A 26,064-nucleotide genomic window follows, 5' to 3' on the forward strand; every position below is an offset into this window, starting at 1 on the left:
CCGGGGCCTTCGCGCTGAACCGGGCCGTCAGGTCACGCGTCGAGGACCTGGCCCTCGCGCCGCACCACCGGCGGCTCGACGCTCCACGGGAAGTTGATCCACTCGTCGGTGCGCTTCCAGACGTACTCGCACTTCACCAGCGAGTGCGACTTCTCGTAGATCACCGCGCTGCGCACCTCGGCGACGTGCTCCAGGCAGAAGTCGTGGACGAGCTTGAGCGTCTTGCCGGTGTCCGCGACGTCGTCCGCGATCAGGACCTTCTTGTTGGAGAAGTCGATCGCGTTCGGGACGGGCGCCAGCATGACCGGCATCTCCAGCGTCGAACCCACGCCGGTGTAGAACTCGACGTTCACCAGGTGGATGTTCTTGCAGTCCAGCGCGTAGGCGAGGCCGCCGGCGACGAAGACGCCGCCGCGCGCGATGGACAGGATGATGTCGGGCTCGTAGCCGTCGTCCGCGACGGTCTGGGCCAGCTCCCGGATGGCCTGCCCGAAGATCGGGTAGGTCAGGTTCTCGCGGATGTCACTCACTTGCTCTTCGCCCTGTTCCCTGGTCGTCGGACCTGCGCGACCTGCGCGGTCAGACCTGCGTGCGATGGAAATTCTGGAAGGACCGCGACGGCGTCGGACCGCGCTGGCCCTGGTAGCGGGAACCGTGCTTCGCGGACCCGTACGGGTGCTCGACCGGCGACGTCAGCCGGAACATGCACAGCTGCCCGATCTTCATGCCCGGCCAGAGCTTGATCGGGAGCGTCGCCATGTTGGACAGCTCCAGCGTCACGTGGCCGGAGAACCCCGGGTCGATGAAACCCGCGGTCGAGTGCGTCAGCAGGCCGAGCCGGCCCAGGCTGGACTTGCCCTCCAGCCGTGAGGCGATGTCCCCGGGCAGCGTGATGACCTCGTACGTCGAGGCCAGCACGAACTCGCCGGGGTGCAGGATGAACGCCTCGTCCCCCTCCGGCACCACCTCACGGGTGAGGTCCGCCTGCTCCACGGCGGGGTCGATGTGCGGGTACCGGTGGTTCTCGAACACCCGGAAATAGCGGTCGAGGCGCACATCGATGCTCGACGGCTGCACCATCGATGCGTCGTACGGGTCGATCCGCACCCGGCCGGCGTCGATCTCGGTCCGGATGTCCTTGTCTGAGAGAAGCACGGGTCGAGGATACGCGGAGAAGAAGGACGACGCGGGCCCGGTCCTGTCCGGACCGGGCCCGCGCTGCCGCTCACCGCGCGGCGATCACCGCTTCTGCTGCCCCACCGGAACCGAGTGCCGCAGCCGCGCACAGCGCGGACAGCGCAGCAGACGGCCGGGACCGATCCGGCCGGGACCGAGGTTCTGCATCGGGAACGAAGCGGTGCTGAACACGTGCCCCTCGGCACAACGGACGACGGTGCGCTCCATCGAGTCCCTTTCCCCATGGACGTGAAAGACAAAAGCCACATTAGGGGATGTATGGGACGCGCTCACGCGCGGCACTCCCACCACCCCCAGGGTCGGCCACCGCGCCCCACGGTACGCCCCAACTCCCGCGCCCCACGCCCCTGTCCCCACCCCTTCCACACCACCCCCGCAAACGAAAAAGCCCCCTGCGGCACGTGCGCCGAGGGGCTCGAATGGGGTAGAGTGTGCGACGATGCGACGCCCTGATGGGGCGTCCTCGCGGGCGTAGTTTAATGGTAGAACATGAGCTTCCCAAGCTCAGAGCGCGAGTTCGATTCTCGTCGCCCGCTCTGTACGGAACCCCCAGGCCAGCGGCCTGGGGGTTCCTTGTTGTCCAGACCTCTCGGGAGGTCCCGTGCCCTCTGCGTGCCCAAAACTCGAGGGAATGCCCTCCTCAGGCGACCACCCGCCTGCTCCCGAAGCCGTTCCGCCCAGAACCGTCTCACTTGACGAGACGGTGCTACGTGATCTGCGGCACCTGTGTGGGCTCGCTATGCCCATTGCTGCCTCGAACCGGTCGGGAGCCTGCTGACTCGGGAGCCTGCCGACTCCGCCACGGGCTTGAGATCGCCAGTCCGGACCTTTCCCTTGCCGTGCCCGTGCGACAGCAGGACGATGCACGCCGAGAGCACGCCCCGACTGCGTGGATCGCCACGTGACCGAAGGAGGCACGAGAGTGATCACGCTGACCGAGACGCTCGCCGTGGACACAGTGGACGCATTCCTGACCACGGAGGAGACGGCGCGGCTGGCCCGTGCGATCGATGAGCACATCGAACGGACCGGCTGGCGGCCCGCCTACGTCGGCGAGGAGCTGACCGCATTTCCGGACGGAGTCCAGGACACCCTGACGGCCGCGACGCTGCGCCACCTGCCCGAGCTGCGGCGCACCTTCCCGTCCGTGACCGGCTGCTCGCCCTGGCAGTTCATCCAGTTCACGGCCGGGCAGGGGGCCACACGCCACATGGACGGCATCGGCGCCGATCCGTTCGCCCGGCCCCGGCACGTCGCCCGTGTCCAGGTCACCGTCGAAGACGCGGCGCGCGGTGGGGAGTTCTTCTTCGAGACCACCTCCAGCGAAGAGGTGTGGGACCCCCGGTTCGACGGCGACCACGCCCCCGGCTACGCACCCGGCATGCGCTTCACCCGCATCGCGCCGCACGACAAGGTCTCCCACGGCACCGCGGACACCGCCTGGATCCACCGGGTGCACGGCAACCGGTGGACGACGCCCGCCGGCCCCGGCACTGCCGTCGTCTACGGGGCCCAACTCATCCACGGCGTCAACGCCGTCGCCGAAGGACGAACCCGCCGGTTCATCACCGGTCTGACCGCAGAGGACTGAGGCGCCCTCATGCCCCGGCGGTAAGGGAGTGCGCGTACGTACCACCGGGCGCTGGGGCGTGCGCGCTACAGCGTGGCCCCACGAGTGAGCTGCCGCAGGGAACCGGCAGCCGGTGCATCACAGGCCCCCCACGGGTAGCCAGAGCCGGTGTGGACGCCAATGACGGACGAGCGTCCAAGAGGCCCTGGGAGGGGACGCACATGGTGGGCAGACATGGTGTCAGGGCGGCCCTGTGCGCGATGGCACTGATCGGCTCCTCCCTGGCCTGGGCACCGACGGCTTCGGCCCATGGCGACACGGAAAGCGTCCTCTGCACCGGCCATGAGGACGGCTACTCCAGCCCCAGCCTCGGCCTCCTCCCCCGACCGACCCGCATCCACGCCCGCGCCCAGTACACGTGCAGCGGTGCGGCAGGCCGGAACGAACCGGCAACGGGCACCTTCGAAGGCTCCTCGCCGGCCGCCTCCTGCATCGCGGCGGACAACCCCACGGGCAGAGAGGTAATCCGCTACGCCGACGGCCGCACCTCGATCATCAACTACGACAGCTCCACGACCCTCCGCGTCGCCGGCCTCAACGTCGTCCGGCTGAACGGCGAGGTGACCAAGGGCCCCGGCAAGGGTCTCCGGGCTCACCGCACACTGGCAACCCTGGCGGACGGCGCTGCCACGGAGTGCCTGATCCGCACCAGCGTCCACCACGCCCCCGGCGGAGTGCAGCTGGAAATCGGTACGGAGTGACGGTGTGGGCGGGAGCCTTGTCGCTCCCGCCCGCCTGATCAGCCTCCGCTCGCTGCAGGCTGCCGCACCGCCGACTTGTGCGACGCAGCACTGACCCGCGCGTCCGGCGAGATGACGCCACATCGTGTCAGTCCGCGCAGGGCCATGAGCGCGACCAGGGCCATGGGCGCGACCAGGGCCCGGATGCCCATGCGGTATGGCCAGTCGGGGGCAAATCGCAGTACGTCCCAGTTCGCCGCCCGAGCCACGTACACGGCCCCGAGCAGCCACGCCGCCACCAGGGCGGTCGGCAGGCTCGGGATTTCTGGCCTTCCGGGCCAGGGCCAGGTCCTCCTGGGAAGTGGCCGGCCGGTAGACGCCGACGGCCCAGAGGAAGTGGAGCACACCGACCGTGAAGAGCGCGGCGGCGAGAAGGAGACTGGCGGCGTTGGTCATGCGGCGCTCCGTCGTTCCGTTCGGTCAGCGGTGCGCTGCATTCGTCCGACGGCCTGACGATGGCCCTCGGGGCATCGGGCCGGTTCAACGCCCCGGCAGAAGTGCTCGTTCGAGCAGTTGCTTCTCATTCAGGGTTCTCAGTGGCCTTGGGCTCTGTGCAGGCACGGTGTCCTGTGTTCGGTTCCGGGGCAGCCCCCGTGATCCGCACCCGCGAGGGGCTGGAGGTGACCTAGGGACGGCGGAGTGCTGTCTGCTCCTCGCGGTCATGCCCCGGCCCGGCCACGCGCGGCCCATGCGGCCGAGTGCAGCCGCGCGGCGCGGCGGCGGCGCAGCCAGTAGTGCGCGGTCACCACGGCCAGCAGCGGCCCCCAGGCGAGCAGTGGGGCGTAGCAGGCCGTCATCACCAGGTACGCGACGCCCTTCGGGGCCTCGGGGTCGGCCATCGTGTCCGGCTGGTTCCAGCCGAAGGCGCCGAGGACGGTGAGGACGGTGAGCGCGAGCGCCCCGGCGCCCGCCAGGGGCACGGCGAACCAGGTCGGCACCCTGCGTCCGCCCAACAGCGGCAGCCAGGACCAGAACACCTCGCCCCATCGCCGGACCAGGCCGAGCGCGAGCAGGCCGAGCGCCTCGGCGGCGAGGGACAGCGCGATCATGTAGAGGGAGAAGAAGCTGCCCGGGGTCACGTCGGCGAGCGCGTTCGCCCCGGTGAACCCGACCGGCACGCCGAGCGCGGCGGCGAGCCTCCACAGCCCGCTGGGCAGCGGCGCGAGCGCCGCCAGGTGGGCCGCGCGGACGACCCAGCGGGGCGGCACGCCGGGGGCGGCGGTGGCGTTCGGGGTGATGTGCCGGGTGGTGTCGAGCATGAGTGAACTCCCGTCGAAGCGTGGCGGCTTGGCGGATACAGCCTCGTCGCGGGCTCGTGCGCGGTCCTATCCGCCAACCGGCCGATCCTGGGGGCGTTACACGCCCGCCCTCTGCCGATCGGCAGAGGGCGGGGCAGGGCAGTGGTCCGTAGGGTGGGGCCGGGGGCGCTCGCATGGCGGAGGCGTTCGGGGTGGTCGGGGGCTCGGGGCGACGGCACCCGGGAGGCTCGTACTGCCCGTACTGGCCCTGCTGCCGGCGGGTGCCGCGGTGCTCGCGCTCTTCGCCGGGCCGGCGCGGGCCCGGCAGTGGGCGCGCGGGGCGGCGGGGCAGCTCGCCGGGCTGTCCGGGCCGCGCTGCCCGCCGCCCTGCCCGCGCTCGAACGCATCGAGCGGGTCGGTCTGGCCGCCCTCGCCTCCCTGGACCGCACGGTCGGAGCATGCGCGAACCGCCGCACGGGACGGCGCAAGTCGCCGATCCGATGCGCCGGTTCGGGGCGGAGGACGTGGTCCGGGCGTTCGATTCTCGTCGCCCGCTCTTGAAAGAAACCCCAGGTCGGATGGCCTGGGGTTTCTTGCCGTCCAGACCTGTCGCGAGAACACCAGGGCCGCCGCCCCAGTCCGGTCACGGCAGCCCGCCGGGCGTTACCAGCTGCTCTTCCGCACGCCCGGCAGCTCGCCGGCGTGCGCCATCTCACGCAGTCGGATGCGGGAGAGGCCGAAGGCGCGCAGGTGGCCGCGGGGGCGGCCGTCGATGGAGTCGCGGTTGCGGACGCGGGTGGCGCTGGCGTCGCGGGGCTGACGCCGCAGCTCGCGCCGGGCCGCCTCCCGGTCCGCGTCGGAGGTGTGCGGGCCGGCGATGAGCGCCTTGAGCTCGGCACGGCGCTCGGCGTAGCGGGCGACGATCTCGCGGCGCTTCTCGTTCTTGACGATCTTGCTCTTCTTGGCCATCAGACCTTTCCTCCCCTGGCGCGGATGCGCGCGACGGCGGCCTCGACGCCGATGGCGTCGACGGTCTTGATCCCCTTGGCGCTGAGGGTGAGGCGGACATGGCGGTTCTCGCTGGGCAACCAGTAGCGCTTGCGCTGGATGTTGGGGTCGAAGCGGCGCTTGGTGCGGCGGTGGGAGTGGGAGATGGTGTGGCCGAAGCCGGGTTGACGGCCGGTGAGTTGGCAGTGGGCGGACATGGCTTCCCTTCCGCGGGGGTGGTCGGTGGCACCCACCGTACACGCTAGATGAAAACGAAAACCACTTTCGTGTACTGGCAGCCATGGCCCGTAACGAACTGCGCCCGGTCATCAAGCTCCGGTCCACCGCCGGAACCGTCCCCCAAGCTCTCGGCTTCGCTCGAGCAGGGGGTACCCCCATCACCTACGTGACCCGCAAGAACCGCCGCAACGACCCCGACCGGCTCACGCTGCGCGCGTACGCCCCCGTCGCCGGCCGCCACGTCGACTTCCGAGAGGAGCGCTGAGCCCTGCCATGAAGCCCGGCATCCACCCCGAATACCGCCATGTGGTCTTCCGTGACCGCGCCGCCGACTTCGCCTTCCTCACCCGGTCGACCGCGACCAGCGACAGGACCGTCGACTGGGAGGACGGCAACACCTACCCCGTCATCGACGTGGAGATCTCCTCCGCCGGCCACCCCTTCTACACCGGCACCCAGCGCGTCCTGGACACCGCTGGCCGCGTCGAGCGCTTCGACCGCCGCTATGGACGGAGGACGGGGTGAGCCTCACGGAGCCCAGGCTTCCGGTGGCGATCGTCGGCGGGCTGTGCGAAGGCGCCCGCCGTGCCGCGATCGGCGACGTCCTGCACGGCGTGCCCGGCACCGTCGTCCTCCACCACGACCTGTCCGCCGCCGCGCACGGCTCGGTCCTCCGCACCGTCCGCGACGTCAACGGCCCCGTGAGCACCGGCCGTACGCCGCTGGTCAACGACTGCGCCTGCTGCGCCCTGCGCGAGGACCTGGTCCCCGAACTGCTGCGGCTCGCGCGGACGGGAACGTACCGGCTGGCCGTCGTCGAGCTGTGGGACTCCGTCGAGCCGCAGGCCATGGCCGCCGTCATCGCCGCCGAGGACGAGGCACTGGAGCTGACCGGGGTGGCGACCGCCGTCGATCCGTCGCTCATGCTGCCGTACCTGGCCAACGGCGACGACCTCGCCGACGTCGGGCTGGCTGCCGCGCCCACCGACCGGCGCACGGTCGCCGACACCTTTGCCCGGCAGATCGAGTACCCCACCGTGCTCGCCCTCGCCGAAGGCGACGACGAGGCGGATGCGGCCGACCACGCGCTGCTCGCTCAACTCACCCCCCAAGCGAGGCGTTTGCGGCTGGGCGAGGGTGCGCTCGGCCCGGCGCTGCAGGCCGGCTTCGACCTGGCAGCCGCGGCCGCACGGCAGCACCCCTCCTGCGCCCTCCTCCCCCAGGAGGCGGACGAGCACGGGGTGACCACCCTCGCCTGGCACCGTGACCGCCCGTTCCACCCGCAACGGCTCTACGCGGCACTCGAGGACCTGACCTGTGCCGCCGCCCGCAGCCGAGGCCGATTCTGGCTCGCCGACCGCCCCGACACCCTGCTCACCTGGGACGCCGCCGGTGGGACGCTCTGCGTGGAATCGGCCGGACCCTGGCTCGCCGCGCTGCCCGACGCCGCCTGGGAGATGGTCCCGCCCGAGCGCCGGGTGGCCGCCGCCCTGGACTGGCACCCCGAACACGGCGACCGCTGCCAGCACCTCACGTTCACCTCACCCGGCCTCGACCGCGACGGTCTGCTGGAACTCCTCGACTCCTGTCTCCTCACCGACGCCGAGTACGCGACCGGGCGGGAGGACTGGCAGCGCCTGCCACACGCCTTCGACGAGTTCCTCGATCCCGTCGCCTGACCCGCGGAGAGCCCGCCATGCCCCGACGCATGCACACCAAGACCATCGACCGCCGCCGCAAGCAGCGCACCAACCCCCTCGACACCGCAGGCATCGTCTACATCGACTACAAGGACACCGACCTGCTGCGGAAGTTCATCTCCGACCGCGGCAAGATCCGCAGCCGTCGCGTCACCGGCGTGACCCTCCGGCAGCAGCGCCGCCTCGCCCAGGCCATCAAGAACGCCCGCGAAATGGCCCTGCTCCCTCACTCCTCCCGCTAGAGAACACCCCTGCCTCCGCAGGACCCCCGAGTCCGCGGAGGCGCCACTCACCCATGACGGAGGTCCCGTTCCCATGGCCGTGCCCAAGCGGAAGACGTCCCGCTCGAACACCCGCCACCGCCGTGCCCAGTGGAAGGCGAGCACGCCCCGGCTGGTCCCGATCACCGTCGACGGCTCCGTGCACCTGGTGCCGCGACGGCTGGTGAAGGCGTACGAGCGCGGGCTGCTGCGCCCGGAAGGCTGACGGGCCATGAGCGATCGACGGCTGCCGGTGACCGTCCTCTCCCGCTTCCTCGGCGCGGGCAAGACGGCTCTGCTCAACCACGTCCTCGCCAACCGCGACGGGCTGCGCGTCGTGGTGCCGCCGCGTCACCCGGGGCACGCCGCCCGGGACGACGATGCCCGCGCCGACCGCCGGGCTACGGGATGAGGCTTGGGGGCGTCGCCGGAACGCCGAGACCGGCCACTGCCTGACGATCGCCCCACCGGTGTTCGGCGGCAGCCGGTACCAGGTACGGGTGACCACCTGCGACAGCGACGCCCCCCGGCAGCTCTGGAAGGGCGGCGGGTCGCTTAGGGGGCGGAGCGCGAGTCGGCGCTCGTCGCACGCTCTTAGGAGGCCCCCGTCCTACGAGGTCCCCGTCCTACGAGGTCCGGCCGAGCAGGCCGCGTTCCATGGCGACGACCACGGCGCGCGTCCTGTCGTTCACGTCGAGCTTGGCGAAGAGGCGCAGCAGGTGGGTCTTCACCGTGGCCTCCGCGATGACCAGCCGGGCGCCGATCTCGGCGTTGGTGAGGCCGTCGGCGACCGCGGTCAGCACGTCCACCTCCCGTGCCGTCAGCGGGACTTCGGCGGGCTGGCGCATCCGGGCGACGAGTTTCGCGGCCACGCGCGGGGCGAGGACGGTCTCGCCGCGCGACGCCGAGTGGATCGCGTCGACGAGTTGGTCGCGGGTGGTGTCCTTGAGCAGGTAGCCGATGGCGCCGGCCTCCACGCCGCGTTCGATCTCGGCGTCGGTGTCGTACGTCGTCAGGATCAGGACGCGCGTGCGCGGGTGCCGGGCGACGATCTCCGTGGTGGTGGCGACGCCGTCGAGGACGGGCATGCGCAGGTCGACCAGGGCGACGTCGGGCTCGTACCGGTCGACGAGTTCGAGCGCCCGGCGCCCGTCGGCGGCCTCGCCGATGATCTCGATGCTGGGTTCCGAGGCCAGCAGGGCGATGACACCGGCGCGCATGACCGCGTGGTCGTCCACCACGACGACGCGGAGCTTGCCGCTCGTCATGCCGCCACCTCGCTCTCCGTGGGGTCCAAGGGGTCAGCGGGGTCAGCAGGGTCCGCGGGATCCATGGGAATCACCGCCAGAACGCGCGTCCCCTCCCCCACCGAGCTCGTCACGGTGAGCCGCCCGCCCAGCTCGGCGAGCCGCTTGCGCATCCCGTCCAGCCCGAACCCCCGCGACCGGCCGACCACGAAGCCGCACCCGTCGTCGGTGATCTCCAGCTCGACGCCGAACGGCTGCCGTGCGAGGACGACGCCCACCGTGGAGGCCGCCGCGTGCTTGCGGACGTTGGCCAGCGACTCCTGCGTACAGCGCAGCAGCGCGATCCTGGTGGGCTGGTCGCACACGACGTCGGCCAGGTCGGCGTCGACCGTGAGCCCGGTGTCCTCGGTGAACCGGTCCAGGGTCCGGCGCAGTGTCCGGGCGACCGAGCCCGCGGCCACCTGGCTCTGCCGCGCGGAGCCGACCAAGACGCGGGCCTCGGCGAGGTTCTCGCGCGCCGTGCTCTCGATCGAACGCAGCTGTTGGGCGCTTCGCTCCGGGTCGGTGGCGAGGCCGGCCCGCGCGGCTTCGGCGAGGACGACGATCGAGGCGAACCCCTGCGCCAGCGTGTCGTGGATCTCCCGCGCCATGCGCTCCCGTTCCTCCGTGGCGCCCTGGCGCTGGTACGCCTCGGACAGTTTGAGCTGCGTCTCCTCCAACTGGGCGATGAGCCGGGCCCGTTCCCGGCTCTGTTCGACGACGGAGTGCACCCACAGGCCCATCAGGACGCTCGCGGCGACCACGACGAGCGTGGAGACGAGCGTTTCGCTGAGGAACTCGGCGCTCCAGCCCTGCCGCAGCCAACTCCCGGTCAGCGACGACACGGTGGCGAGCCCGGTGAACACCACGGAGGTGCGCGGGGTCCTGCCGAAGAGCCAGAAGTGCGGCAGCGCGACGATGAACAGCGCCGCGTAGCCGCTGCGGAGATAGGAGAGGCCGCCGATGCCGAGGACGAGCGTCCACAGGTAGGTGTGCGGCCGGAGCACGGGGTTGTCCGGGAAGCGGTCGAGGACCGTGTAGCCGAGCACGATGCAGCCGAGCAGCGCCAGTACCCCGTACCGCGTCCCGCCGCCGCGGTCCGTCAGGACGAGTCCGACGGCCATCGCGCCGAACAGCACCTGGCAGACGGCGTTCCACCGGGCGAGCGTCTCGACCCGGAACGGGTCGGCGGGTCGGCCGGGTGCCGGGCCGTGAGCGGAGACCTCACCGGCGCCGGCCCCCGCCTCGCGGCTGCCGATCCTCGACCACAGATTCATGGGGATCAACGTACGTCGACCGGTACGTGACCCGGTACGCCGAACGGTACGCCGCCGTCCCGCGGCGGAGCCTCCTGCGCCCGCCGCATCCCGCGCGACGGCCACCAGCTCGCCTTGCCGAGCAGCAGCATGACCGACGGCAGGATCATGATCCGGACGATGAAGGCGTCGAGCAGGACGGCCGCCGCCAGGACGAAGCCGATCTGCTTCATCTCGATCAGGTGCAGGAAGACGAAACTGGCGAAGACCGTCACCATGACCACCGCGGCGCTGGTGACCACGCTCGCCGAGCTGCCGATGCCGTCGAGCACCGCCCTGCGGGTGGGCACTCCGCGCAGTGCGGCCTCCCTGATCCGGCTCACCACGAACACCTGGTAGTCCATGGAGAGTCCGAAGAGGATCACGAACAGGAAGAGCGGCACCCGCGACCCGATCGTTCCGGTGGAGTGGAAGTCCAATAGCCCCTCGGCCCACTCGCCCTGGAACACCAGCACCAGCAGCCCCAGCGCCGAGGCGGCGGACAGCAGGTTGAGGACGACGCCGACGAGCGCGAGCACCACCGAGCGGAACGCCAGCAGCGTCATGGCGAAGGTGACGGCCAGCAGCGCCCCGATGACGAGCGGCAGCCGGTCCCTCTGGTGTGCCGGGTAGTCGGCGTACCGCGCGACGTCCCCGGTCACCCCCGTCTCGGCGCCCGGGATCCGGCCGACCGTCCCGGGCACGTAGGCGTCCCGGAGGTGGGCGAGGGACTCCCGTGCCTCGTCCGAGTTGCCCAGGTGCGGAACGGACAGGCTCAGCACGCTGATCCGGTGGTCGGCCGAGGTCCGCAGCCGGGGCTCACCGGTGAACAGCCGGTCGGCACGCGCCCGTCGGCCCAGTTCCCGCAGCTGCTCCGCCACCTCGCCGGAACGGTCCGCCGCCGCGCGGACGACGACCTGGTGGGTGACCCGCAGCTCGGGGAACGCCTCGTTCAGCCGGTCGTACGTGCGCATGGCGGGGATGGCGCGCGAGTGGGTGTCCTGGCTCATCTCGGTCAGCTTCAGCCCGGCCACCGGGGCGGCGAGGGCGAGCATGATCAGCGTGGAGACGCCCAGCGTGATCGCGGGATGCTCACTCGCGGGCCGCATCAGGGCGGTCCAGACCCGGCCGGTCCCGGACGTCCGCTCCTTTCGGGGCCTGCCCGCCCCGCGGGCCGCGCGGCGCTGGGCCCGCTGTCCGATCTTGACGAGCAGGGCGGGCAGCACGGTCAGCGAACTGGCCACGGCGACCAGGACGACGAGGACGGTCCCGGTGGCCAGGGAGGAGAAGATGACGTCGGAGGCCAGGTACAGCGTCGCCGTGGAGGCGACGACCGCGAGCCCGGCGACGACGACCGCCCGGCCCGACGTCGCCGCGGCCAGCTCCACCAGCGCCTCGGGGCCGATCCGGCCGCCGGAACGCTCGCGTTCCTCCCGCTCCCGCTTGAGGTAGAAGAGGGTGTAGTCGACACCGACCGCGAGGCCGATGAGCAGGATGACGTTGTTGCCGACCCCCGCGTCGGGGGAGACGTGCGAGGCGATCATCGACAGCCCCATCGCGGCGGCGATCGACGAGAGCGCCAGCAGCACGGGCACCAACGCCGTGATCAGCGAGCCGAAGGCGATCAGGAGTGTGATCAGGGTGACCGGCAGAGTGATCTTCTCGGAGAGCGCCAGGTCGCTGTCGCGCTGACCGTCGACGCCCTTGCCGACGGAGGGGTGCCCCGTCTCCTCCACCAGCAGCCGCGGATTGCCCTTCCGCACCGCCTCCGTCTGCTCCCGCAGCGGCCCGACGCGCTTCTGGGCGTCCAACTCCGAGCCCTTCATGGTCACTTCGACCACGAGCGCCCGGCCGTCCTTCGCGGTGCGCGGGGCGGCGACCGCCTCGACCTCGGGCAGCTTCGCCATCCGCGCCGCGACGTCCCGCGCGGCGGCGTCGGCCGCCGCCCGGTCCAGGGCGCCGGCCCCGGCCGATATCAACACCTGCTCGGTGGGTCTGCGTTCGAGGTGGCCTTCGGCCGCCATCGCCTCGGCACGGCCGGCCTCGCCGACCCGGTAGTCCTCCGTGGTCGCGCTGTCGGTCCCGACCGCGATGCCGACGCCCAGGCACAGCACCACGAACGCCAGCCATCCGGCGATCGCGCGCCAGGGGTGCAGAGCGCTCCACCGAGCGGCGCGCACAGGTAGCTCTTTCATGGGAAAAGCCTGGTCGAGGGGGGTCGGCCGGCGACAGCACCGCCCGGTTGTACTTCCCGTCCACCGGTCGGTGGACCCGGGTGGTGGGGATGTCCCCACCACCGGGCCGGAGGGCCCGGCCCCTCAGGGCAGCAGCCGCTGCTCCTTGGCGACCGCGACGGCACCGGCCCTGGTGTCGACACCGAGCTTGTCGTAGATGCGTCCGAGGTGGGTCTTCACGGTGGCCTGGCTGATGAACAGCGTCCGCGCGATGTCGCGGTTGCCCAGGCCCTCGGCGAGACGGCCGAGGATGTCCAGCTCACGGGGGGTCAGCGTCGGCCGGCCGACGCCGCGCATACGGTCCAGGACGCGCCCGGCGACGGGCGGGGAGAGGGCGGTACGCCCCTGGGCGGCGGCGCGGATCGCCGCGAACAGTTCCTCGGGGCGTTCCGCCTTGAGCAGATAGCCGGTGGCGCCCGCGGCGATGGCCCGGGTGATGTCGGCGTCGGTGTCGTAGGTGGTCAGGACGAGGACGTGGACGCCGGTCGGGGCGATCCGGCGGGTGGCCTCCACGCCGTCCACGCCGGGGCCGAGTTGGAGGTCCATCAGGACGACGTCGGGGCGGAGCCGCGCGGCCGTGGCCACGGCTTCCTCGCCGCTGCCGGTCTCGCCGACGACCTCGATGTCGGGTTCGCTGCCGAGCAGGGCGAGCAGCCCGGCGCGGACGACCGCGTGGTCGTCGCAGAGCAGGATGCGCACGGGGGCTCTGGTGATTCCGGTCATGACAGGGGTTCCAGGGGTACGGCGACGGACAGGACGGTGCCCTCGCCCGGCGCCGACTCGACGGTCAGGGTCCCGCCCAGCCGCCGGGCCCGGACGTGCATCGCGGGCAGGCCGTGGCCCCGCTCCCCCGGGGCGGACGCGGCCGCGGCACGGGCGTCGAAACCCCGGCCGTCGTCGGCGACGTCGAGCAGCACCTGGTCGTCGAGGCAGGTCAGGGTGAGGGTGACCGTCGTCGCGCCGGCGTGCTCACGGACGTTCGCCAGCGCGCCCTGCGCGATGCGCAGCAGCGCCGACCCGACGGCCTCGGGCAGCGGCCGGTTCTCCGGCAGGGCGCCCTCGACGTGGCAGCGGACGGCGAGCCCGCCGGGTTCCTCCGTCGCCCGCGCCGCCAGCGCGCGCAGCGCCTCCTCCAGGCTGCCGTCGGCGAGGTCGGCGGGCGCGAGGTCCTGTACGAAACGGCGGGCCTCGGCCAGGTTCCGTCCGGCGATCGACGCGGCGGCGCGCACATGCCGGTGGGCGGCCGACGGGTCGGCGTCCCACACCCGCTCGGCGGCCTGCAGCAGCATCTGCTGGCTGGACAGGCCCTGGGCCAGCGTGTCGTGGATCTCCATCGACAACCGCTGCCGCTCCGCCAGAGTGCCCTCCCGGCGCTCGGTCGCGGCGAGTTCGCGCCGGGTGCGGATCAGGACGTCGATCAACCGCCGCTGGCTCTCCGCCTGGTGCCGCATCCGTACGAACACCGCCGCCCCGATCGCCGCCACCGCGGGCGGGGCGAGGACGAGGTTGGGGTCGAAGCCGCCCGTGGACAGCTTGAGCTGTGCGACGACCACGAACGCGGTGAGCATCGCCACCAGGGCGAGTGCCGCCCTCGGTGGCAACGTACGCAGCCCGGTGAAGAACAGCGGCACCGCACACCACGCAAAGCTCGGCGCCAGCACCACCAGCACCATCCACACCACCACCACGGCACCGAGCCAGACGAACCGGGGCGGCACGGGCCGGGTGAGCCGCTCCTGCCCCGGAACCCGGCCCAGCACCTGCAGCAGTGCGAGACCGGCGCTCAGCGCGATGATCCACGGCGTGCGCGGTTCGCCCGGATGACGGATCAGGAAGCGGGCCAGGGACGCGCCGAGCAGCAGGAAGAACGCGGCGTGCAGGACGAACGCGAGCCACCGCTCGCCGGCGACCGACGGCCCCTGGTCGTCGGCCGGGGACGCGACGGGGCCCAAAGAGCCGTACGGATCGGGGCGGCGGGGGTCGAGGGCGCGGAGGCCGAGATCGCGGAGGTCAGGATCGCGCGGATCGCGATCGCGCGGATCGCGATCGCGCGGATCGCGATCGCGCGGCCCGAGGCCGCGCGGTCCGACATCACGCCCATCGGGATCAAGCGCATCAGGATCACGCGCATCGAAATCGCGGGAATCGGACGCCCGCCGCGCCGGCACACCAGGCGTGGCCGCTGGTCCCGTTCCCCGCCGCATCCCTCTCCTCGCGTCCTCGCGTCGCGCCCTCGCGCCGTATGTACCGCTCGCTCCCGCATGCACCACTCACCCCGTGCGCACAGCTCACCCCGTGCGCACCGCCCGCCCACCTCACGTCCGCCGGCTCACCCGCCACCCCCGCCTCGTCCGCCACCTCATCCGCGCGCACGCGCCCATCCTCGCCGCGCTCACCCGTCCCCGCATCAACCGTTCGGCCGACCCCGGCCTCGGCCGTCCCGCACGGACGGGCAGCCCGCCGGCCGACGCGCGGACGGCGGCCCCGGCCGGAGGATCGGGGCATGACCAAGGCCAAGAAGATCCTCACCACCGCCTCCGCCGTCGTCACCGCCGGGGTCGTCGGCGCCGTCGCCGCGAACGCCGCCACTCCCGCCGCCGAGGCCCCGGACGCCTCCCTGCGTTCCACCCGGCATGTGACGATCGCCGCGGCCACCAAGGCGGCCCAGGCCGCCCTCGATGCCGCCGCCAAGGCGGGCCAGGCGGTCTCCGTCGCCGTCGTGGACCGCGACGGGAACACCATCGTCACCCTCCGCGGCGACGGCGCGGGCCCGCAGTCCTACGCCGGCGCGGAGCGGAAGGCGTTCACCGCCGTCTCCTGGAACGCACCGACCTCGGCTCTCATGGAGCGCCTCGCCAAGACCCCCAACCTCAAGGACATCCCCGGCACCCTCTTCCTGCCGGGCGGCGCGCCCGTCCGGTCGAAGGGCGCGCCGGTCGCCGCCATCGGAGTGGCCGGGGCGCCCAGTGGCGACCTCGACGAGAAGTTCGCCCGGGCCGGCGTCGCGGCGCTGGGCGGCTGACCGGGAATCCGCTCGCAAGCACCGGTGAAAACGAGGCGGGACCGACGGATTCGCGAACGCCACATGTCCGTTCGGTAGCGGTCCGGCCACCAAGAAATGCCGAGGCACACCCTCGGATAAACGTACGGCGCACCGGAAAACGGAATCATCCGCCGACGCCCGCCGTGCCCGAAAACTCCGGGAAACAGCGAAACGCCGGGCCCCGCATCCTGGGATGCGGGGCCCGGCGTTTCGAGCGTTCGCGATCAGGCGGGAACGATGTTCTCCGCCTGGGGGCCCTTCTGGCCCTGGGTCACGTCGAAGGAGACCTTCTGACCCTCCTGGAGCTCACGGAAGCCCTGGGTGGCGATGTTCGAGTAGTGGGCGAACACGTCGGCGCCGCCGCCGTCCTGCTCGATGAAGCCGAAGCCCTTTTCCGCGTTGAACCACTTGACGATACCGGTGGCCATGATTTTTCTCCCTCAGGGAATGCTCTGGACCCGCACTGCGCGAGCCTCGCGTCGCCGCGATGATTTCCCCGTACGGAGAGACCCGGTCACGCCGAGCGCCCGCCCCGGCCGGAGAGCCGAAAGGAAAGGGGCGCGTCTGGGTTTTCGGGAACCACAACTGCAACTGACATCGACGGTAGCACGGCACACCCCACCGTGCGGAGGGAATTTTCCCCTCGCACGGAAGGGCGGGAAAAAAAGCGTGGGCCGCGCTTTTCGGGATTCTGCAGCGGCGGAACAAGAAATACGCACCGCGTGAAACGGCATCCGGCGCCCTCCCCGCACACCCACCGGCACCGCCGTGTCCCTGCGGTCGCCCGGCCGGGACGCCGAAAGCTATCGTGGCGGTGACAGACATGCCGCCCGGCCCCTCCGTTCGATAGGGTCCGCGCGTGGCGCGACGCCGTCCGGCAGGGCTCCCCGCCGAACGTGCGACGACCGCCCGGCACCGTTCACCGGGCCGCGGCGACGACCCACCCGTGGGGCCCGGGCACGCACAGGCCCGACGCCCCTCCGACGCCCCGACGAAGGGTGTGCATGGCTCCGGAGGCCCGTCCGAACGCCGCCGACAACCTCGACGACGACGATTACCCCGCCTACACGATGGGGCGCGCCGCGGAGATGCTCGGCACCACCCCCGCGTTCCTCCGCGCTCTCGGCGAGGCGCGGCTCATCGCCCCGCTGCGGTCGGGCGGCGGCCACCGCCGCTACTCGCGCCGGCAACTGCGCGTCGCCGCCCGCGCCCGCGAACTCGTCGACCAGGGGACGCCGATCGAGGCGGCCTGCCGCATCATCACCCTGGAGGACCGCCTGGAAGAGGCCCTCCGCCAGAACGAGGAACTCCGGCGGGGCGGACACCCCCCGGATCCGAGCTGACGCGAGGGGCCCCTGTCCCGCCCCCGTGCCCGGCCGCGCCGATCGACGGCCGGGCGGCGGGGTCGTGCGCCCGTCCCCGAGCTCCGCTCGTGACGGGAGTCACCAGACGAGGGCGTCGGCCGGGTCCGCCTGCCAGTAGGTGACGGCGGCCGAGTCGTCGATCCACGTGCCGGCGGGCAGCGGGACGTTCACCACCTCGCCGGCCGGACCCGACCCGCCGTCGAGGCCGACCCGGAGGGTACGCGCCCAACGGCCGTGGCCGGCGCTGCCGTCGGCCGCGGAGAGCGCTATTCCGGCGTGCGCGGACTCCCCCGGCGCGAGGGTGACCACCGCCTGCGGCTTGCTGTCCTCCACCACGGAGGTCACCGACTGGTCGTTGTCGAAGCCGAGATAGGGGTGGGCGACGGCGTCGCACTTGGTGCTGCCGGTGTTGGTGAGGGTGAGGAGCTGGTGGTTGATCGGGCGGGACACGTTCTGCACGGTCAGCTTGGTGTGCGCCGCGGAACACGCGGCGGTCTTGGACGCCGCGTGCGGCCGCGCCGCCGGTGCGGCCGCGCTCGTCCCGGCGGCGAGTGCGAGGGTGGTGACCGCGAGAAGGGCGGAAGCGGCGAGACGCGAGGTACGCATGGTGGGTCTCCTGTTGTCGAAGAGAGTTGTCTTGTCTGTCGGTGACGAGCCGTCATGTCACGGACCCGGCGGCACCTTCACAGGTGACGCGCTCACAGGTGGCGCAGGAGCACCACGACCGCCAGCACGGACGCGACCAGCACTCCCAGGGCCACGACGTCGACGAGCTCGAGACGGAGGCGGATCCTGATCCGCACGGCAGCTCCTGTTCCGACCGCGCCCGGCGGTTCGCCCCCCCCGGGCCGCGATCTCTGCCGACAGCCTGTGCCGTGGCGCGTTCCGGCGGCAAGGCGTGTCGTCCGCTTGGGGAAGCCGGAACGGCTGCATATAGTCCGACCTGGGAAGATGCCGCGCCCTGGAACGCGGATATGGGACGGGAAGAGCCTGTATGTCCGAGGGGATAGCCGAGTTCGCGGCCCGTTTGCGGGAGCTGAAGGGCCGTTCGGGACAGAGTTACGGGGCCCTGGCCAAGCGGCTGCACATGAGCACGTCCACTCTCCACCGGTACTGCAACGGCGTCGCCGTGCCCACGGAGTACGCCCCCGTCGAGCGCTTCGCCCGGCTCTGCGGCGCCGCGCCGGACGAGCTCGTCGAGCTGCACCGCCGCTGGATCATCGCCGATGACGCCCGGCGCCGGAAGGCGCAGGCGACCGCGGACGCGGCGCCGCGCGTCGGCGCGGACGAGGCCGCCGAAGCCGGAGGGGCCCGGCGCCCTGAGGCAGGGTCGCCCCTCGACGCACAGAAGCCGCAGACGCCGCAGACGCCACCCGCATCACAGCCGGCACCAGAGCCTCAGACGCCTGAGAAATCACCGACAGACCGCCCGGCCCCCACCGCCGACGCCACCACCGACACCGCCCCCGCCGCGCACCCGGAAGCGGCCGCCGGAGATCCCGCCGGCCCCCCGGCGGAGACTCCCTCTACGACCCCGCCCCCGGACCCTGCCCCGGCGTCCACACCCCCGAAGGGACCGGAACCGGCCGTTTCCGCGACGCCACCCGTATCCGCCCCGAACGCCGCCGCGCCGAAACCTTCCACCCCCGGCCGGGTCCGGCAGGCGATCGGATCCCGTCGGCCGGGAGCGGCTGCGGGAACGGCTACGGGAGCGGCTTCCGCGCGGCCGGCCCCCACCCGGAGCGGGTCCCGGAAGCGCGTCCGGCGCGCCCTGATCGCGGCCGCCGTGGCCGTCGCGATCCCGGCGGCCGTCGTCGCCAGTTACGCCGCCACCAAACCCGACTCCCGCGCGGATACGAACGCCGGCGAAGCACCGAAAAGCAGGACGGACCGAGGGCTCTCCGCGGACCGACGCCCCGGAGGGTCAGGCACCGCTTCCACCGCGCCGGTCCCCGGCCTGCCCGAGCTGCCGAGCCCGGGCGCCACAGCCGTCCCGTCCGTCCCTTCCTTCCCGACCGGCGCACCCGCACCGGGCGGCCCGCAGGGGATCCCGTCGGACACCGCGCGCGAGCCGGCGTTCCCGGGGCCGACGCCCCCCAGGAGCGGCGCCCCCGCCCCCGACGCGCCCTCCGGGGCGCCCCTGACGGTGAACGTCAGCCCGTACGCCCTGATCGACCGGTGCGACCAGGTGTTCGTCACGGGCCGCACCCCGGCCGAGGTCCCCCCGCCCCCCTCCGACGGGAACGCGCGGGGCTGGGTCACCGCGATGCGCGCGGTGCCCGGCGGGCAGACGCAGCTCGAACTGGCCGTCCAGGGCACCTCCCGGCAGGCGGTCGTGCTGCGCGCCCTCCACGTGCGCGTGGTGGGCCGGGCGGCGCCGCTGGCCTGGTCGGCCTACCTGATGGCGGACGGCTGCGGCAGCGGCGTCACCCCGTCCACCTTCGACATCGACCTGGACCGCGACAATCCGCGCGCCCGGCCGGTGGCCGGCGTGCAGGGAGACGTCCGCATCCCGGCGACGGACTTCCCGTACAAGACGTCGACCACCGATCCCCAGGTCCTGGACGTGGTCGCGCACACCACCGGCCACGACGTGCAGTGGTACCTGGAACTGGAGTGGAGCAGCGGCGACCGGCACGGAACCCTGCGCATCGACGACCGCGGGCGGCCGTTCCGCACCACGGCGATCAAGGACCGCCCCCAGTACCTCTACCGGGGGGACACCGACGTCTGGGAGGCGGCGCCGGACTACGCGCGCAGGTGACGCGGCCCGGCCCGTCCGGCGTTCGACGGCGAACGGCGAAGCCGCCCCGGGCATCGGCGAAAGGGAGGCCCGAGGGCCTACTCCTCCGCAGACTCCCCCTCGTACGGGACCTCCTCGTACGGCGCCTCTTCGGCCAGCCGCTCGCCGATGTCGTCGGCCCAGAACTGCGCCCAGCGCCGCACCGCCTCCATGCCCTCCTCGTCCAGCCCGCACGCGCCGAACTCGGCGTCCCCGAACCAGTCGAGGCCCTCCAGCCGCGCCTTGAGGTCGGCGAGGTCGAAGGAGTCCCGGGCGTGCCGGCGGCCGAGTTCCTCCAGTTCGACGCGCGACCAGCAGTCGGACGCGGCGTGGACGTCGACGAGGTCGCGCGCGAGCCCCCGGTCGGCCAGATCCCGGACCTTCGTCCCCACCAGGTCCTCCACCGCGAGGATCCGCACGGTTCCGACGCGGACCGGCGGGCGCCACAGCGTCTCCTTGGCGATCTCGACCTCGCACTCCTCGCCGCCGAGGGAGTCCGTGCCGACGAACCGCGCGGCGAGCGGTTCCGCCGCCGCGTCCCGCACCCGCCACCCCCGCGCCTCCAGCCCGGCCCGCACCGTCGCCAGCACGTCGGCCATGGGCGTCTGGGTGTCAGTGGCGCATGCGAGGTCGGGCCCGGCCCCGAGGTGGCGTTCCGCCCGACGGCCCGATCCCCGCGCCAGGCCGTGGAACCGCACGGCGTACTCGCCGGCCAGGACGAGCGGGAAAGCGGCGCCCACGTCGGAGAGGTCGTCGAGCAGCCGCCGCCGCGTCCCGGCGAGGATCGCGGTGAGGCGCGGGTCCTCCGCCCGGGCGGGCGGTGTGATCGGCACGGCGGAGGGCACGGACGGCGTCGGGGGCGTCGGCGGCGGGTTCGTCACCATCCGGATTATCCGGCCGCACCCCGCGTACCGCGAGCCGCACACCGCCGGTCACACCCCCTGAGCCACACCCTTACGCGCTGGCGCCTCCGTCCACCACCAGGTCGTGCCCGACCACGAACGCCGCCTCGTCGGAGGCCAGCCAGGCCACCGCGGCGGCGATCTCGCGGGTCTCCGCGACCCGCCCGGCCGGGACCACGGCCCGCACCCGCGCGTCGCGTTCCCCGACCGTCTCACCGGGCCGGAAGGACATCGGCGTGTCCGTCCCACCCGGGCTCACCGCGTTGATGCGCACGCCCTCACCCATGTACTCGCGCGCGGCGGTCCGGGTGAGGACCGACACCGCGGCCTTGGACGCGGCATAGGCGCCCAGGCCCGGCCGGCGGGTGTGAAACCCGATGTTGGAGGCGGAGTTGACGATGGCGCCGCCGCCGTGGGCGCGCATGTGCGCTATCTCGTACTTCATCGACAGCCAGACGCCGGTGGTGTTGACCGCGAGGACGGACGACCACACGTCCTCGTCCTGTTCGGCCACCGGAGCCGGTGTGCCGAAGATCCCGGCGTTGTTGAAGGCGATGTGCAGGCCGCCGTGGCGTTCCACGGCCGCGGCCACCATGGCCGCCGCGTCGGCGGCCCGGGTGACGTCCGCGACCACGGCGGATCCCCGGCCCCCGGCGGCCTCGATCAGCCGTACGGTCTCCTCCAGGTCCGCCCGGCCGGGACCGGCGACGACCACGGTGGCGCCGCCGCGGGCGAAGGTCAGCGCGGCCTCCCGGCCGATGTTCTTGCCGCCACCGGTCACCAACGCCACCTTGCCGGCGAAGCGTTCGGCCGCGGGGGGCGTACGGGTGGGGTGGACGGCGGGTGTCCTACCGGACGGGGACGACTGGCCCATGACGAGAACTCCTCGGTCTCCGATGGCGCACGCGCGAGCGGTGGCCGGGGCGGTCCCGGGGCGCGCGGTGGCGGACGGCGGCATGCGAGAACTGTCGGCCGGAGCCGGGCGGGCTCCCAACCGAGCCGGAAGAGTTCGTCAGATGCGCGTCGGGCCCCTGGGGGTGCCCGCACACGCGGGAGCCGCCCCCGGGCGGTCCGGGGGCGGCTGCGCCGCTGCGCCGACGGGCTCAGTGCGAGTGGTTGTGGTCGGCGTTGAACGACAGGATCGGGACGTTGTCCAGGAAGTGGGACAGCGGGTCGTCGCCGTCGTTGATCGTGGAGTTCTCGGTGCACATCTGCTGCTGCTCCGAGGACAGGATCGGAATGTCCTGCAGGCCGATGTTCACCAGGCCGACGACGTCCTGGAGGTTCAGCCTTCCGATGGCGATACACGGCTTGTTGAACGAGCCGTTGATGAGTCCCATCTGGGGGCTCATATAACCGCCGGTGTAAGTGTTTCCGTACATCTGAACGGCTTGGTTGCCGTTGGTGACGTCCTGGCTGCCGTGTCCGTCCGCAAGGGCGGGGCCGACGGAGCCGCCGACCGCCGACGCCGTCAGGGCGGCCGTGGCCACTACCTTCTTGATCACAATGGTTCCTTCGCTCTGGTCGTTTTACGAGCGCTACTTGCCTAACTCGGCGCCGTGGGCGGAGTTATCGGCTTTCATTCATTCGGGTTTCCACCATTCGGCCCACACCACGGGCCGTATCCCCGCCCGGAAAAACGGAAACCCCCTGCCGCGGGGCCCGCACACCCGCCGCAGGGGGGAATCCCGTGCTCGTACCTACCAGAGCCGGCCGTTGGCCGAACCGTTGCCCGAGATGATCGGGATGTCGTCGAGCAGGTGCGACAGCGGGTCATCGCCGTCGTTGATGGACGAGTTGTCGGTGCACTGCTGCTCCTGCTCCGACGAGAGGATCGGGATGTCCTGCAGCCCGATGTTGATGAGAGCCACGATGTTCTGGATGTTGGCCCGGCCCAAGCCGATGCACGGCTTGTTCAGCGTGCCCTGGATCAGGCTCATCTGCGGGCTTTCCTTGCCCCCGGTCTTGGTGTTGCCGTAACCGGTCTTCGCGCCGTTCGCGTTGGCGATGTCCTGCGAGTCGTGACCCACGGCCATCGCGGGGCCACTGACGGCTCCGACCGTGGAGACCGTCAGAGCGGTCGTGGCGAGTACCTTCTTGAGCACGTCCATAGCCTTTCGATCGTGTAGCGCCCCCACTGAGAAAGCGATCTGGATAACTTCGCCCGGAAGGAGAGGTTCCGGGCTTTCACTCATTCGAGCCAGTGAGCGCGCGGGGTCGAAAGGGTAAAGGGGCGGGACATTTCCGGTACGAAAAGAGGCTGGTCTTCGCGGGCCTTTTCCGGGAATCTCTCCGGGGCGCCCGGGACGATTTCCGGGGGACCTGACGATGTGCCGGCCGCGGGCGCGGGAGGCGGGGCGCGGCGGTCAGGCCCAGCCCTGCCAGCTCGTGGGGGCGGTGAATCCCGTCGGCCGCCAGCGGGCCGGGGTGCACGAGAGGCCGTACTCCGAGATCTCGGGGGCGGGCCCGGCTCCGAGGGCGGCCTCGGGCTCGGGGCCGGCGTCGCAGCCCGTGGCGGCGCAGGCGAGGAGCACGGTGGTCACGGCGGCGAGTTCCTCCTCGCCCGCGACGCCCTTCTCGACCCTCACGAACATGTCGGTCATAGCCGCTCCACTCCCTTGGCGCACCGGACGTCCGTGCGGCGACGCCGCGAGTGTCCGGTTCTTCCACCGTGCTCCCACCGGCGGCGGGGAGGAACCCCGATACGTCCGAACGGGTGACGGCGGGGGCGGCGGGCGGTTCGCGCATCCGAATGAACCGTTCCGCCACCCGTCCGCGCACCGGCCACCGCCCGTCCGCCCGCCGCCCGCGGCCCGGCCGTGACCGGGCCGCCGGCCGTCCTGCCGAAGAGCGGTCGACGAGCGGCCGTAGAGCAGTCGAAGAGGGGTCGAAGCGGGCCCCTCACCGGTCCCGGAGGCCGGTCCGGGCGGTCGCGCCGCCGGACGGGAGCGCCCCGCGGCCCCGCGCCGTCCCGCCGGGGGCGGGGCAGGGACAGCCATGGGGGACCGTCCGCAGGGTAAGAGGCCCGGGAGCCGGTGGTTTCCTGAGCCATGATCTCTCTCCCCGCGGGCGGACGCCGCCGCGGGGAGACGCTCCGACGACGGAAGTACGCGGCACAGCGGAACGAAGGAGAGCAGGGACACATGGGCAGCACCCCCCACACGCGCAGGAGCGACACCCGTGAGCGCATCCAGCGGACCGCGCTCGACCTCTTCGTCACCCGGGGCTACGAGAAAACCTCCCTGCGGGAGATCGCCGAGCGGCTCGGAGTCACCAAGGCGGCGCTGTACTACCACTTCAAGACGAAGGAGGACATCCTCGTCGCCATCTCCGACCAGGTGGGGGCGCCCGTGGACGAGCTGATCGCCTGGGGCGAGGGCCGGCCGCCCACCCTGGAGACGAAGCGCGAACTCCTGTGCCGGTACAGCGAGAAGCTGCGGGAGGCGGTGCCGGTGTTCCGCATCCTCCAGGAGAACCAGGCGTCGCTGCGGTCCCTGGACATCGGGGCCCGGCTCAGAGAGCGGGTCACCCGGCTCTCCCGGCTGATCCACTCGGGCGCCGACGACCTGGCCACCCGGGTGCGCTGTGTCAGCGCCCTGCTCACCGTCCACTTCGGAGCCCTCGCCCTGGACGACCTGGCGGGCGATCCCGAGGAGCGGCGACTCGCCGCGCTGACCGTCGCCCTGGAGATCCTGGAGACGACGGCCCCCGGGCCGGCCAGGGCGGGCGCGGCGACCGCCTGACGTCCGGCCCGGGGGCGCGCCGGGCACGGACGCGCGCGGACGCGCACGGAGGCGCCCCTTACGGCCCGGGGTGGCCGGGCCGCAAGGGGCGGGGGACCCGTAAGGGGCGGGTGCCCTTACGGGTCCGGGGAACCGGGCCCCGGTCAGCCGACCCCGACGGGGGCAGGGGTCGGTGCCGGCCCGGTGGTCTCGTCGGCGCGCAGCCGCTCGGCCTCGGCCAGGGCCCGGGCGCCCCGGCCGGGGGCCATGTCGAGGCGGGCCAGTACGGAGGGCACGGCGACGCTCGGCATCACGTGCTCGTACAGCGAGATGGCGCGGCGTTCCAGGTCGGCGCGGCCGGTCACGACCTGGGACATGATGTTGATGCCGGCGTAGGCGCCGACGATCAGCTCCGCCGTGTCGGCGGGCACCACGTGCGGCAGCACCTCGCCGCGTTCCTTGCCCTCGGCGAGGACGCGGCTGTGCACCTGGCTCCAGCCGTGGAACGGGCCGCTGCGGTTGAGCGGGGTCGAGCCGTGCTCCAGGGTGAGCCGGACGCTGCCGCGCAGCAGCGGGTCCGTCCGGAGCCGGTGGGCGAAGATCAGGCCCATGTCGACCAGTTGCTGCATCCGCGACGTCACCAGCGGCTCGGGGAGGGCCGGCGTCTCGGTCAACTGGGCGTCTATGACGGCCAGGGCGAGGTCTTCCTTGGAGGCGAAGTGGAAGTAGAGCGCGCCCTTCGTCACCTCCGCCCGGGTCAGGATCTCGGTGATCGTCGCCGCGTCGTAGCCCCGTTCGTCGAACACCGCCGCGGCCGCTTCCAGGATGGTCCGGCGCGTTCTGATCGCGCGGTCCTGCTTTGCCACGGTCTGCCTCCGAATCCATAGCCCGCCCCTGCCGCGCGGCCGACGACGGGGCGGCGTGTGACCGTGTCGTCCGACGCCTTCACGCGTACCCCGAACCAAACCGACGCGTACGTATCGTAATTCGTCCCCGTGAGGACGGACCGGCCCGGGGAGTGCGCGGGACGAGCCTACGCAGCGGGGGTCGCCCGGCGCGACGGTGAACCGGCCATGTACGGCGGATCGTGGCCGGTGGGCGGTACGTGAAGGTCCGCCGGACACCGACCGGTTGGTACGGAACGGTGCCGGATGCGCGGGCGGTGGCGAGGGACCGGCGCCGGCCGGGCGCGGTGACGGCCCGTCGCGGCCCTCGGCGCGGCGGAGCGGAGGTCCACGCGCGGGGAGGCGGATCGCGACGGGCCGCGGACGACTCGTGCGTTACGGAAGGGAGTTCGAGGGGAGGCCGGTGGCGGCGCGCGGTGCGCGCGTACCGGCCCGCGGCGACCGGACCGGCGAGCGGACCGGCGGTCCGGACCGGGGGCGTTCCCGGTCGGCACCGAGAGCAGAGCGGGTGTTCGGCTCCGGGGTACGGAGTCGAGCGT

At 72.5% G+C, this 26,064-nt stretch carries 30 protein-coding genes, 1 tRNA gene and 1 pseudogene; 13 read left to right on the top strand and 19 right to left on the bottom strand.

What is annotated here, in order from left to right:
- Positions 1-32: 32 nt before the first annotated feature.
- From J7W19_RS15365 to J7W19_RS15375, 3 genes are all read right to left on the bottom strand, one after another.
- Complete coding sequence (locus J7W19_RS15365) at positions 33-530, bottom strand: phosphoribosyltransferase (protein WP_004947515.1); 498 nt, start codon at positions 528-530, stop codon at positions 33-35.
- A 49-nt stretch (positions 531-579) separates the two neighbouring features.
- The gene (gene dcd / locus J7W19_RS15370; protein ID WP_004947512.1) at positions 580-1,155 is read right to left on the bottom strand and encodes a dCTP deaminase; all 576 of its coding nucleotides are present in this window, start codon (positions 1,153-1,155) and stop codon (positions 580-582) included.
- 84 nt (positions 1,156-1,239) lie between these two features.
- The gene (locus J7W19_RS15375; RefSeq protein WP_004947509.1) at positions 1,240-1,404 is read right to left on the bottom strand and encodes a hypothetical protein; all 165 of its coding nucleotides are present in this window, start codon (positions 1,402-1,404) and stop codon (positions 1,240-1,242) included.
- Between the two features lie 258 nt (positions 1,405-1,662).
- Between J7W19_RS15375 and J7W19_RS15380 the strand changes: the two genes are divergently transcribed.
- From J7W19_RS15380 to J7W19_RS15390, 3 genes are all read left to right on the top strand, one after another.
- Positions 1,663-1,733 (top strand) — tRNA-Gly (locus J7W19_RS15380).
- Between the two features lie 386 nt (positions 1,734-2,119).
- Positions 2,120-2,788 (top strand): hypothetical protein, encoded by a 669-nt coding sequence (locus J7W19_RS15385; RefSeq protein WP_004947507.1) that lies wholly within the window; start codon positions 2,120-2,122, stop codon positions 2,786-2,788.
- A 200-nt stretch (positions 2,789-2,988) separates the two neighbouring features.
- A complete protein-coding gene (locus tag J7W19_RS15390) occupies positions 2,989-3,528 on the top strand; it encodes a hypothetical protein (RefSeq protein ID WP_158688793.1) in 540 nt (179 codons plus the stop codon).
- A gap of 698 nt (positions 3,529-4,226) precedes the next feature.
- Here J7W19_RS15390 and J7W19_RS15395 read toward each other — a convergent pair.
- From J7W19_RS15395 to rpmB, 3 genes are all read right to left on the bottom strand, one after another.
- Positions 4,227-4,826, bottom strand: coding sequence for a hypothetical protein (locus J7W19_RS15395; protein ID WP_004947500.1), 600 nt, complete (start codon positions 4,824-4,826; stop codon positions 4,227-4,229).
- 642 nt (positions 4,827-5,468) lie between these two features.
- Positions 5,469-5,774, bottom strand: coding sequence for a 30S ribosomal protein S14 (gene rpsN / locus J7W19_RS15400; RefSeq protein ID WP_004947497.1), 306 nt, complete (start codon positions 5,772-5,774; stop codon positions 5,469-5,471).
- Positions 5,774-6,010 (bottom strand): 50S ribosomal protein L28, encoded by a 237-nt coding sequence (gene rpmB, locus J7W19_RS15405; RefSeq protein WP_004947494.1) that lies wholly within the window; start codon positions 6,008-6,010, stop codon positions 5,774-5,776. Before rpmB ends, rpsN begins: the two co-directional genes overlap by 1 nt.
- A gap of 83 nt (positions 6,011-6,093) precedes the next feature.
- Here rpmB and rpmG point away from each other — a divergent pair, with 83 nt between their 5' ends.
- The 6 genes and pseudogenes from rpmG to J7W19_RS15435 form a co-directional block, all read left to right on the top strand.
- Positions 6,094-6,297 (top strand): 50S ribosomal protein L33, encoded by a 204-nt coding sequence (rpmG, locus tag J7W19_RS15410; protein WP_040890549.1) that lies wholly within the window; start codon positions 6,094-6,096, stop codon positions 6,295-6,297.
- Between the two features lie 8 nt (positions 6,298-6,305).
- Entirely contained in the window at positions 6,306-6,557 is a 252-nt protein-coding gene (locus J7W19_RS15415; protein ID WP_004947488.1) for a type B 50S ribosomal protein L31, read from the top strand.
- Positions 6,554-7,711 carry a GTP-binding protein gene (locus tag J7W19_RS15420; RefSeq protein WP_004947484.1) on the top strand — a complete coding sequence of 386 codons (1,158 nt, stop codon included), beginning with the start codon at positions 6,554-6,556 and terminating at the stop codon, positions 7,709-7,711. The genes J7W19_RS15415 and J7W19_RS15420 overlap by 4 nt, the downstream gene beginning before the upstream one ends.
- A gap of 17 nt (positions 7,712-7,728) precedes the next feature.
- Positions 7,729-7,974: a 30S ribosomal protein S18 gene (rpsR, locus tag J7W19_RS15425; protein ID WP_040890548.1), complete on the top strand. Its 246-nt coding sequence runs from the start codon at positions 7,729-7,731 to the stop codon at positions 7,972-7,974.
- Between the two features lie 73 nt (positions 7,975-8,047).
- Positions 8,048-8,218: a 50S ribosomal protein L32 gene (rpmF, locus tag J7W19_RS15430; RefSeq protein ID WP_004947479.1), complete on the top strand. Its 171-nt coding sequence runs from the start codon at positions 8,048-8,050 to the stop codon at positions 8,216-8,218.
- A gap of 6 nt (positions 8,219-8,224) precedes the next feature.
- Positions 8,225-8,335, top strand: a pseudogene (locus J7W19_RS15435) (GTP-binding protein); the annotation flags it as partial.
- Between the two features lie 283 nt (positions 8,336-8,618).
- Here the strand turns inward: J7W19_RS15435 and J7W19_RS15440 are convergent.
- The 5 genes from J7W19_RS15440 to J7W19_RS15460 all read right to left on the bottom strand — a co-directional run bounded on the left by J7W19_RS15440 (position 8,619) and on the right by J7W19_RS15460 (position 14,759).
- On the bottom strand, positions 8,619-9,260 hold the full coding sequence (locus J7W19_RS15440) for a response regulator (protein WP_004947473.1): 642 nt from the start codon (positions 9,258-9,260) through the stop codon (positions 8,619-8,621).
- On the bottom strand, positions 9,257-10,555 hold the full coding sequence (locus J7W19_RS15445; protein ID WP_004947470.1) for a sensor histidine kinase: 1,299 nt from the start codon (positions 10,553-10,555) through the stop codon (positions 9,257-9,259). Before J7W19_RS15445 ends, J7W19_RS15440 begins: the two co-directional genes overlap by 4 nt.
- 5 nt (positions 10,556-10,560) lie before the next feature.
- On the bottom strand, positions 10,561-12,768 hold the full coding sequence (locus tag J7W19_RS15450) for an MMPL family transporter (protein WP_040890539.1): 2,208 nt from the start codon (positions 12,766-12,768) through the stop codon (positions 10,561-10,563).
- 123 nt (positions 12,769-12,891) lie between these two features.
- The gene (locus J7W19_RS15455; protein WP_004947466.1) at positions 12,892-13,530 is read right to left on the bottom strand and encodes a response regulator; all 639 of its coding nucleotides are present in this window, start codon (positions 13,528-13,530) and stop codon (positions 12,892-12,894) included.
- Positions 13,527-14,759 carry a sensor histidine kinase gene (locus tag J7W19_RS15460; RefSeq protein ID WP_004947463.1) on the bottom strand — a complete coding sequence of 411 codons (1,233 nt, stop codon included), beginning with the start codon at positions 14,757-14,759 and terminating at the stop codon, positions 13,527-13,529. Before J7W19_RS15460 ends, J7W19_RS15455 begins: the two co-directional genes overlap by 4 nt.
- Positions 14,760-15,310: 551 nt before the next feature.
- Here J7W19_RS15460 and J7W19_RS15465 point away from each other — a divergent pair.
- On the top strand, positions 15,311-15,829 hold the full coding sequence (locus tag J7W19_RS15465) for a GlcG/HbpS family heme-binding protein (RefSeq protein ID WP_004947460.1): 519 nt from the start codon (positions 15,311-15,313) through the stop codon (positions 15,827-15,829).
- Between the two features lie 245 nt (positions 15,830-16,074).
- Here the strand turns inward: J7W19_RS15465 and J7W19_RS15470 are convergent, their stop codons facing one another.
- Positions 16,075-16,278 carry a cold-shock protein gene (locus tag J7W19_RS15470; RefSeq protein WP_004947459.1) on the bottom strand — a complete coding sequence of 68 codons (204 nt, stop codon included), beginning with the start codon at positions 16,276-16,278 and terminating at the stop codon, positions 16,075-16,077.
- A 576-nt stretch (positions 16,279-16,854) separates the two neighbouring features.
- On the opposite strand from J7W19_RS15470, the gene J7W19_RS15475 reads away from it, so the two are divergent.
- Entirely contained in the window at positions 16,855-17,193 is a 339-nt protein-coding gene (locus J7W19_RS15475) for a MerR family transcriptional regulator (protein WP_004947457.1), read from the top strand.
- 99 nt (positions 17,194-17,292) lie between these two features.
- Here the strand turns inward: J7W19_RS15475 and J7W19_RS15480 are convergent, their stop codons facing one another.
- Positions 17,293-17,820: a DUF4232 domain-containing protein gene (locus tag J7W19_RS15480; protein ID WP_004947454.1), complete on the bottom strand. Its 528-nt coding sequence runs from the start codon at positions 17,818-17,820 to the stop codon at positions 17,293-17,295.
- A 388-nt stretch (positions 17,821-18,208) separates the two neighbouring features.
- Between J7W19_RS15480 and J7W19_RS15485 the strand changes: the two genes are divergently transcribed.
- Positions 18,209-19,978, top strand: a complete 1,770-nt coding sequence (locus J7W19_RS15485) for a helix-turn-helix domain-containing protein (protein ID WP_004947451.1) — start codon at positions 18,209-18,211, stop codon at positions 19,976-19,978.
- Positions 19,979-20,055: 77 nt separating this feature from the next.
- On the opposite strand, the gene J7W19_RS15490 is transcribed toward J7W19_RS15485, so the two are convergent.
- From J7W19_RS15490 to J7W19_RS15510, 5 genes are all read right to left on the bottom strand, one after another.
- Positions 20,056-20,880 (bottom strand): nucleotidyl transferase AbiEii/AbiGii toxin family protein, encoded by an 825-nt coding sequence (locus J7W19_RS15490; protein WP_004947447.1) that lies wholly within the window; start codon positions 20,878-20,880, stop codon positions 20,056-20,058.
- Positions 20,881-20,950: 70 nt separating this feature from the next.
- Positions 20,951-21,772 (bottom strand): SDR family NAD(P)-dependent oxidoreductase, encoded by an 822-nt coding sequence (locus J7W19_RS15495; protein ID WP_004947444.1) that lies wholly within the window; start codon positions 21,770-21,772, stop codon positions 20,951-20,953.
- A gap of 229 nt (positions 21,773-22,001) precedes the next feature.
- Positions 22,002-22,403: a rodlin gene (locus J7W19_RS15500; protein ID WP_004947441.1), complete on the bottom strand. Its 402-nt coding sequence runs from the start codon at positions 22,401-22,403 to the stop codon at positions 22,002-22,004.
- 195 nt (positions 22,404-22,598) lie between these two features.
- Complete coding sequence (locus J7W19_RS15505; protein WP_040890564.1) at positions 22,599-23,003, bottom strand: rodlin; 405 nt, start codon at positions 23,001-23,003, stop codon at positions 22,599-22,601.
- Positions 23,004-23,264: 261 nt separating this feature from the next.
- Positions 23,265-23,501 (bottom strand): acyl-CoA carboxylase subunit epsilon, encoded by a 237-nt coding sequence (locus J7W19_RS15510; protein WP_004947435.1) that lies wholly within the window; start codon positions 23,499-23,501, stop codon positions 23,265-23,267.
- A 540-nt stretch (positions 23,502-24,041) separates the two neighbouring features.
- On the opposite strand from J7W19_RS15510, the gene J7W19_RS15515 reads away from it, so the two are divergent.
- The gene (locus J7W19_RS15515; RefSeq protein ID WP_004947433.1) at positions 24,042-24,641 is read left to right on the top strand and encodes a TetR/AcrR family transcriptional regulator; all 600 of its coding nucleotides are present in this window, start codon (positions 24,042-24,044) and stop codon (positions 24,639-24,641) included.
- 143 nt (positions 24,642-24,784) lie between these two features.
- Here the strand turns inward: J7W19_RS15515 and J7W19_RS15520 are convergent, their stop codons facing one another.
- On the bottom strand, positions 24,785-25,486 hold the full coding sequence (locus J7W19_RS15520; protein WP_004947431.1) for a ScbR family autoregulator-binding transcription factor: 702 nt from the start codon (positions 25,484-25,486) through the stop codon (positions 24,785-24,787).
- Positions 25,487-26,064 lie beyond the last annotated feature (578 nt).

This window comes from Streptomyces mobaraensis NBRC 13819 = DSM 40847, assembly GCF_017916255.1.
GTDB classification, from domain to species: domain Bacteria; phylum Actinomycetota; class Actinomycetes; order Streptomycetales; family Streptomycetaceae; genus Streptomyces; species Streptomyces mobaraensis.

What these genes read in the sequence shown, in the direction of transcription:
- J7W19_RS15475 (WP_004947457.1), top strand. Translation starts at nt 16,855, where the DNA reads ATGGCTCCGGAGGCCCGTCCGAACGCCGCCGACAACCTCGACGACGAC.
- J7W19_RS15465 (WP_004947460.1), top strand. Translation starts at nt 15,311, where the DNA reads ATGACCAAGGCCAAGAAGATCCTCACCACCGCCTCCGCCGTCGTCACC.
- rpmB (WP_004947494.1), bottom strand. Translation starts at nt 6,010, where the DNA reads ATGTCCGCCCACTGCCAACTCACCGGCCGTCAACCCGGCTTCGGCCAC.
- J7W19_RS15470 (WP_004947459.1), bottom strand. Translation starts at nt 16,278, where the DNA reads ATGGCCACCGGTATCGTCAAGTGGTTCAACGCGGAAAAGGGCTTCGGC.
- J7W19_RS15395 (WP_004947500.1), bottom strand. Translation starts at nt 4,826, where the DNA reads ATGCTCGACACCACCCGGCACATCACCCCGAACGCCACCGCCGCCCCC.
- J7W19_RS15480 (WP_004947454.1), bottom strand. Translation starts at nt 17,820, where the DNA reads ATGCGTACCTCGCGTCTCGCCGCTTCCGCCCTTCTCGCGGTCACCACC.
- J7W19_RS15450 (WP_040890539.1), bottom strand. Translation starts at nt 12,768, where the DNA reads ATGAAAGAGCTACCTGTGCGCGCCGCTCGGTGGAGCGCTCTGCACCCC.
- rpsR (WP_040890548.1), top strand. Translation starts at nt 7,729, where the DNA reads ATGCCCCGACGCATGCACACCAAGACCATCGACCGCCGCCGCAAGCAG.
- rpmG (WP_040890549.1), top strand. Translation starts at nt 6,094, where the DNA reads ATGGCCCGTAACGAACTGCGCCCGGTCATCAAGCTCCGGTCCACCGCC.
- J7W19_RS15515 (WP_004947433.1), top strand. Translation starts at nt 24,042, where the DNA reads ATGGGCAGCACCCCCCACACGCGCAGGAGCGACACCCGTGAGCGCATC.
- J7W19_RS15510 (WP_004947435.1), bottom strand. Translation starts at nt 23,501, where the DNA reads ATGACCGACATGTTCGTGAGGGTCGAGAAGGGCGTCGCGGGCGAGGAG.
- J7W19_RS15415 (WP_004947488.1), top strand. Translation starts at nt 6,306, where the DNA reads ATGAAGCCCGGCATCCACCCCGAATACCGCCATGTGGTCTTCCGTGAC.
- J7W19_RS15445 (WP_004947470.1), bottom strand. Translation starts at nt 10,555, where the DNA reads ATGAATCTGTGGTCGAGGATCGGCAGCCGCGAGGCGGGGGCCGGCGCC.
- J7W19_RS15490 (WP_004947447.1), bottom strand. Translation starts at nt 20,880, where the DNA reads ATGGTGACGAACCCGCCGCCGACGCCCCCGACGCCGTCCGTGCCCTCC.
- J7W19_RS15375 (WP_004947509.1), bottom strand. Translation starts at nt 1,404, where the DNA reads ATGGAGCGCACCGTCGTCCGTTGTGCCGAGGGGCACGTGTTCAGCACC.
- rpsN (WP_004947497.1), bottom strand. Translation starts at nt 5,774, where the DNA reads ATGGCCAAGAAGAGCAAGATCGTCAAGAACGAGAAGCGCCGCGAGATC.
- J7W19_RS15455 (WP_004947466.1), bottom strand. Translation starts at nt 13,530, where the DNA reads ATGACCGGAATCACCAGAGCCCCCGTGCGCATCCTGCTCTGCGACGAC.
- J7W19_RS15485 (WP_004947451.1), top strand. Translation starts at nt 18,209, where the DNA reads ATGTCCGAGGGGATAGCCGAGTTCGCGGCCCGTTTGCGGGAGCTGAAG.
- rpmF (WP_004947479.1), top strand. Translation starts at nt 8,048, where the DNA reads ATGGCCGTGCCCAAGCGGAAGACGTCCCGCTCGAACACCCGCCACCGC.
- J7W19_RS15440 (WP_004947473.1), bottom strand. Translation starts at nt 9,260, where the DNA reads ATGACGAGCGGCAAGCTCCGCGTCGTCGTGGTGGACGACCACGCGGTC.
- J7W19_RS15390 (WP_158688793.1), top strand. Translation starts at nt 2,989, where the DNA reads ATGGTGGGCAGACATGGTGTCAGGGCGGCCCTGTGCGCGATGGCACTG.
- J7W19_RS15495 (WP_004947444.1), bottom strand. Translation starts at nt 21,772, where the DNA reads ATGGGCCAGTCGTCCCCGTCCGGTAGGACACCCGCCGTCCACCCCACC.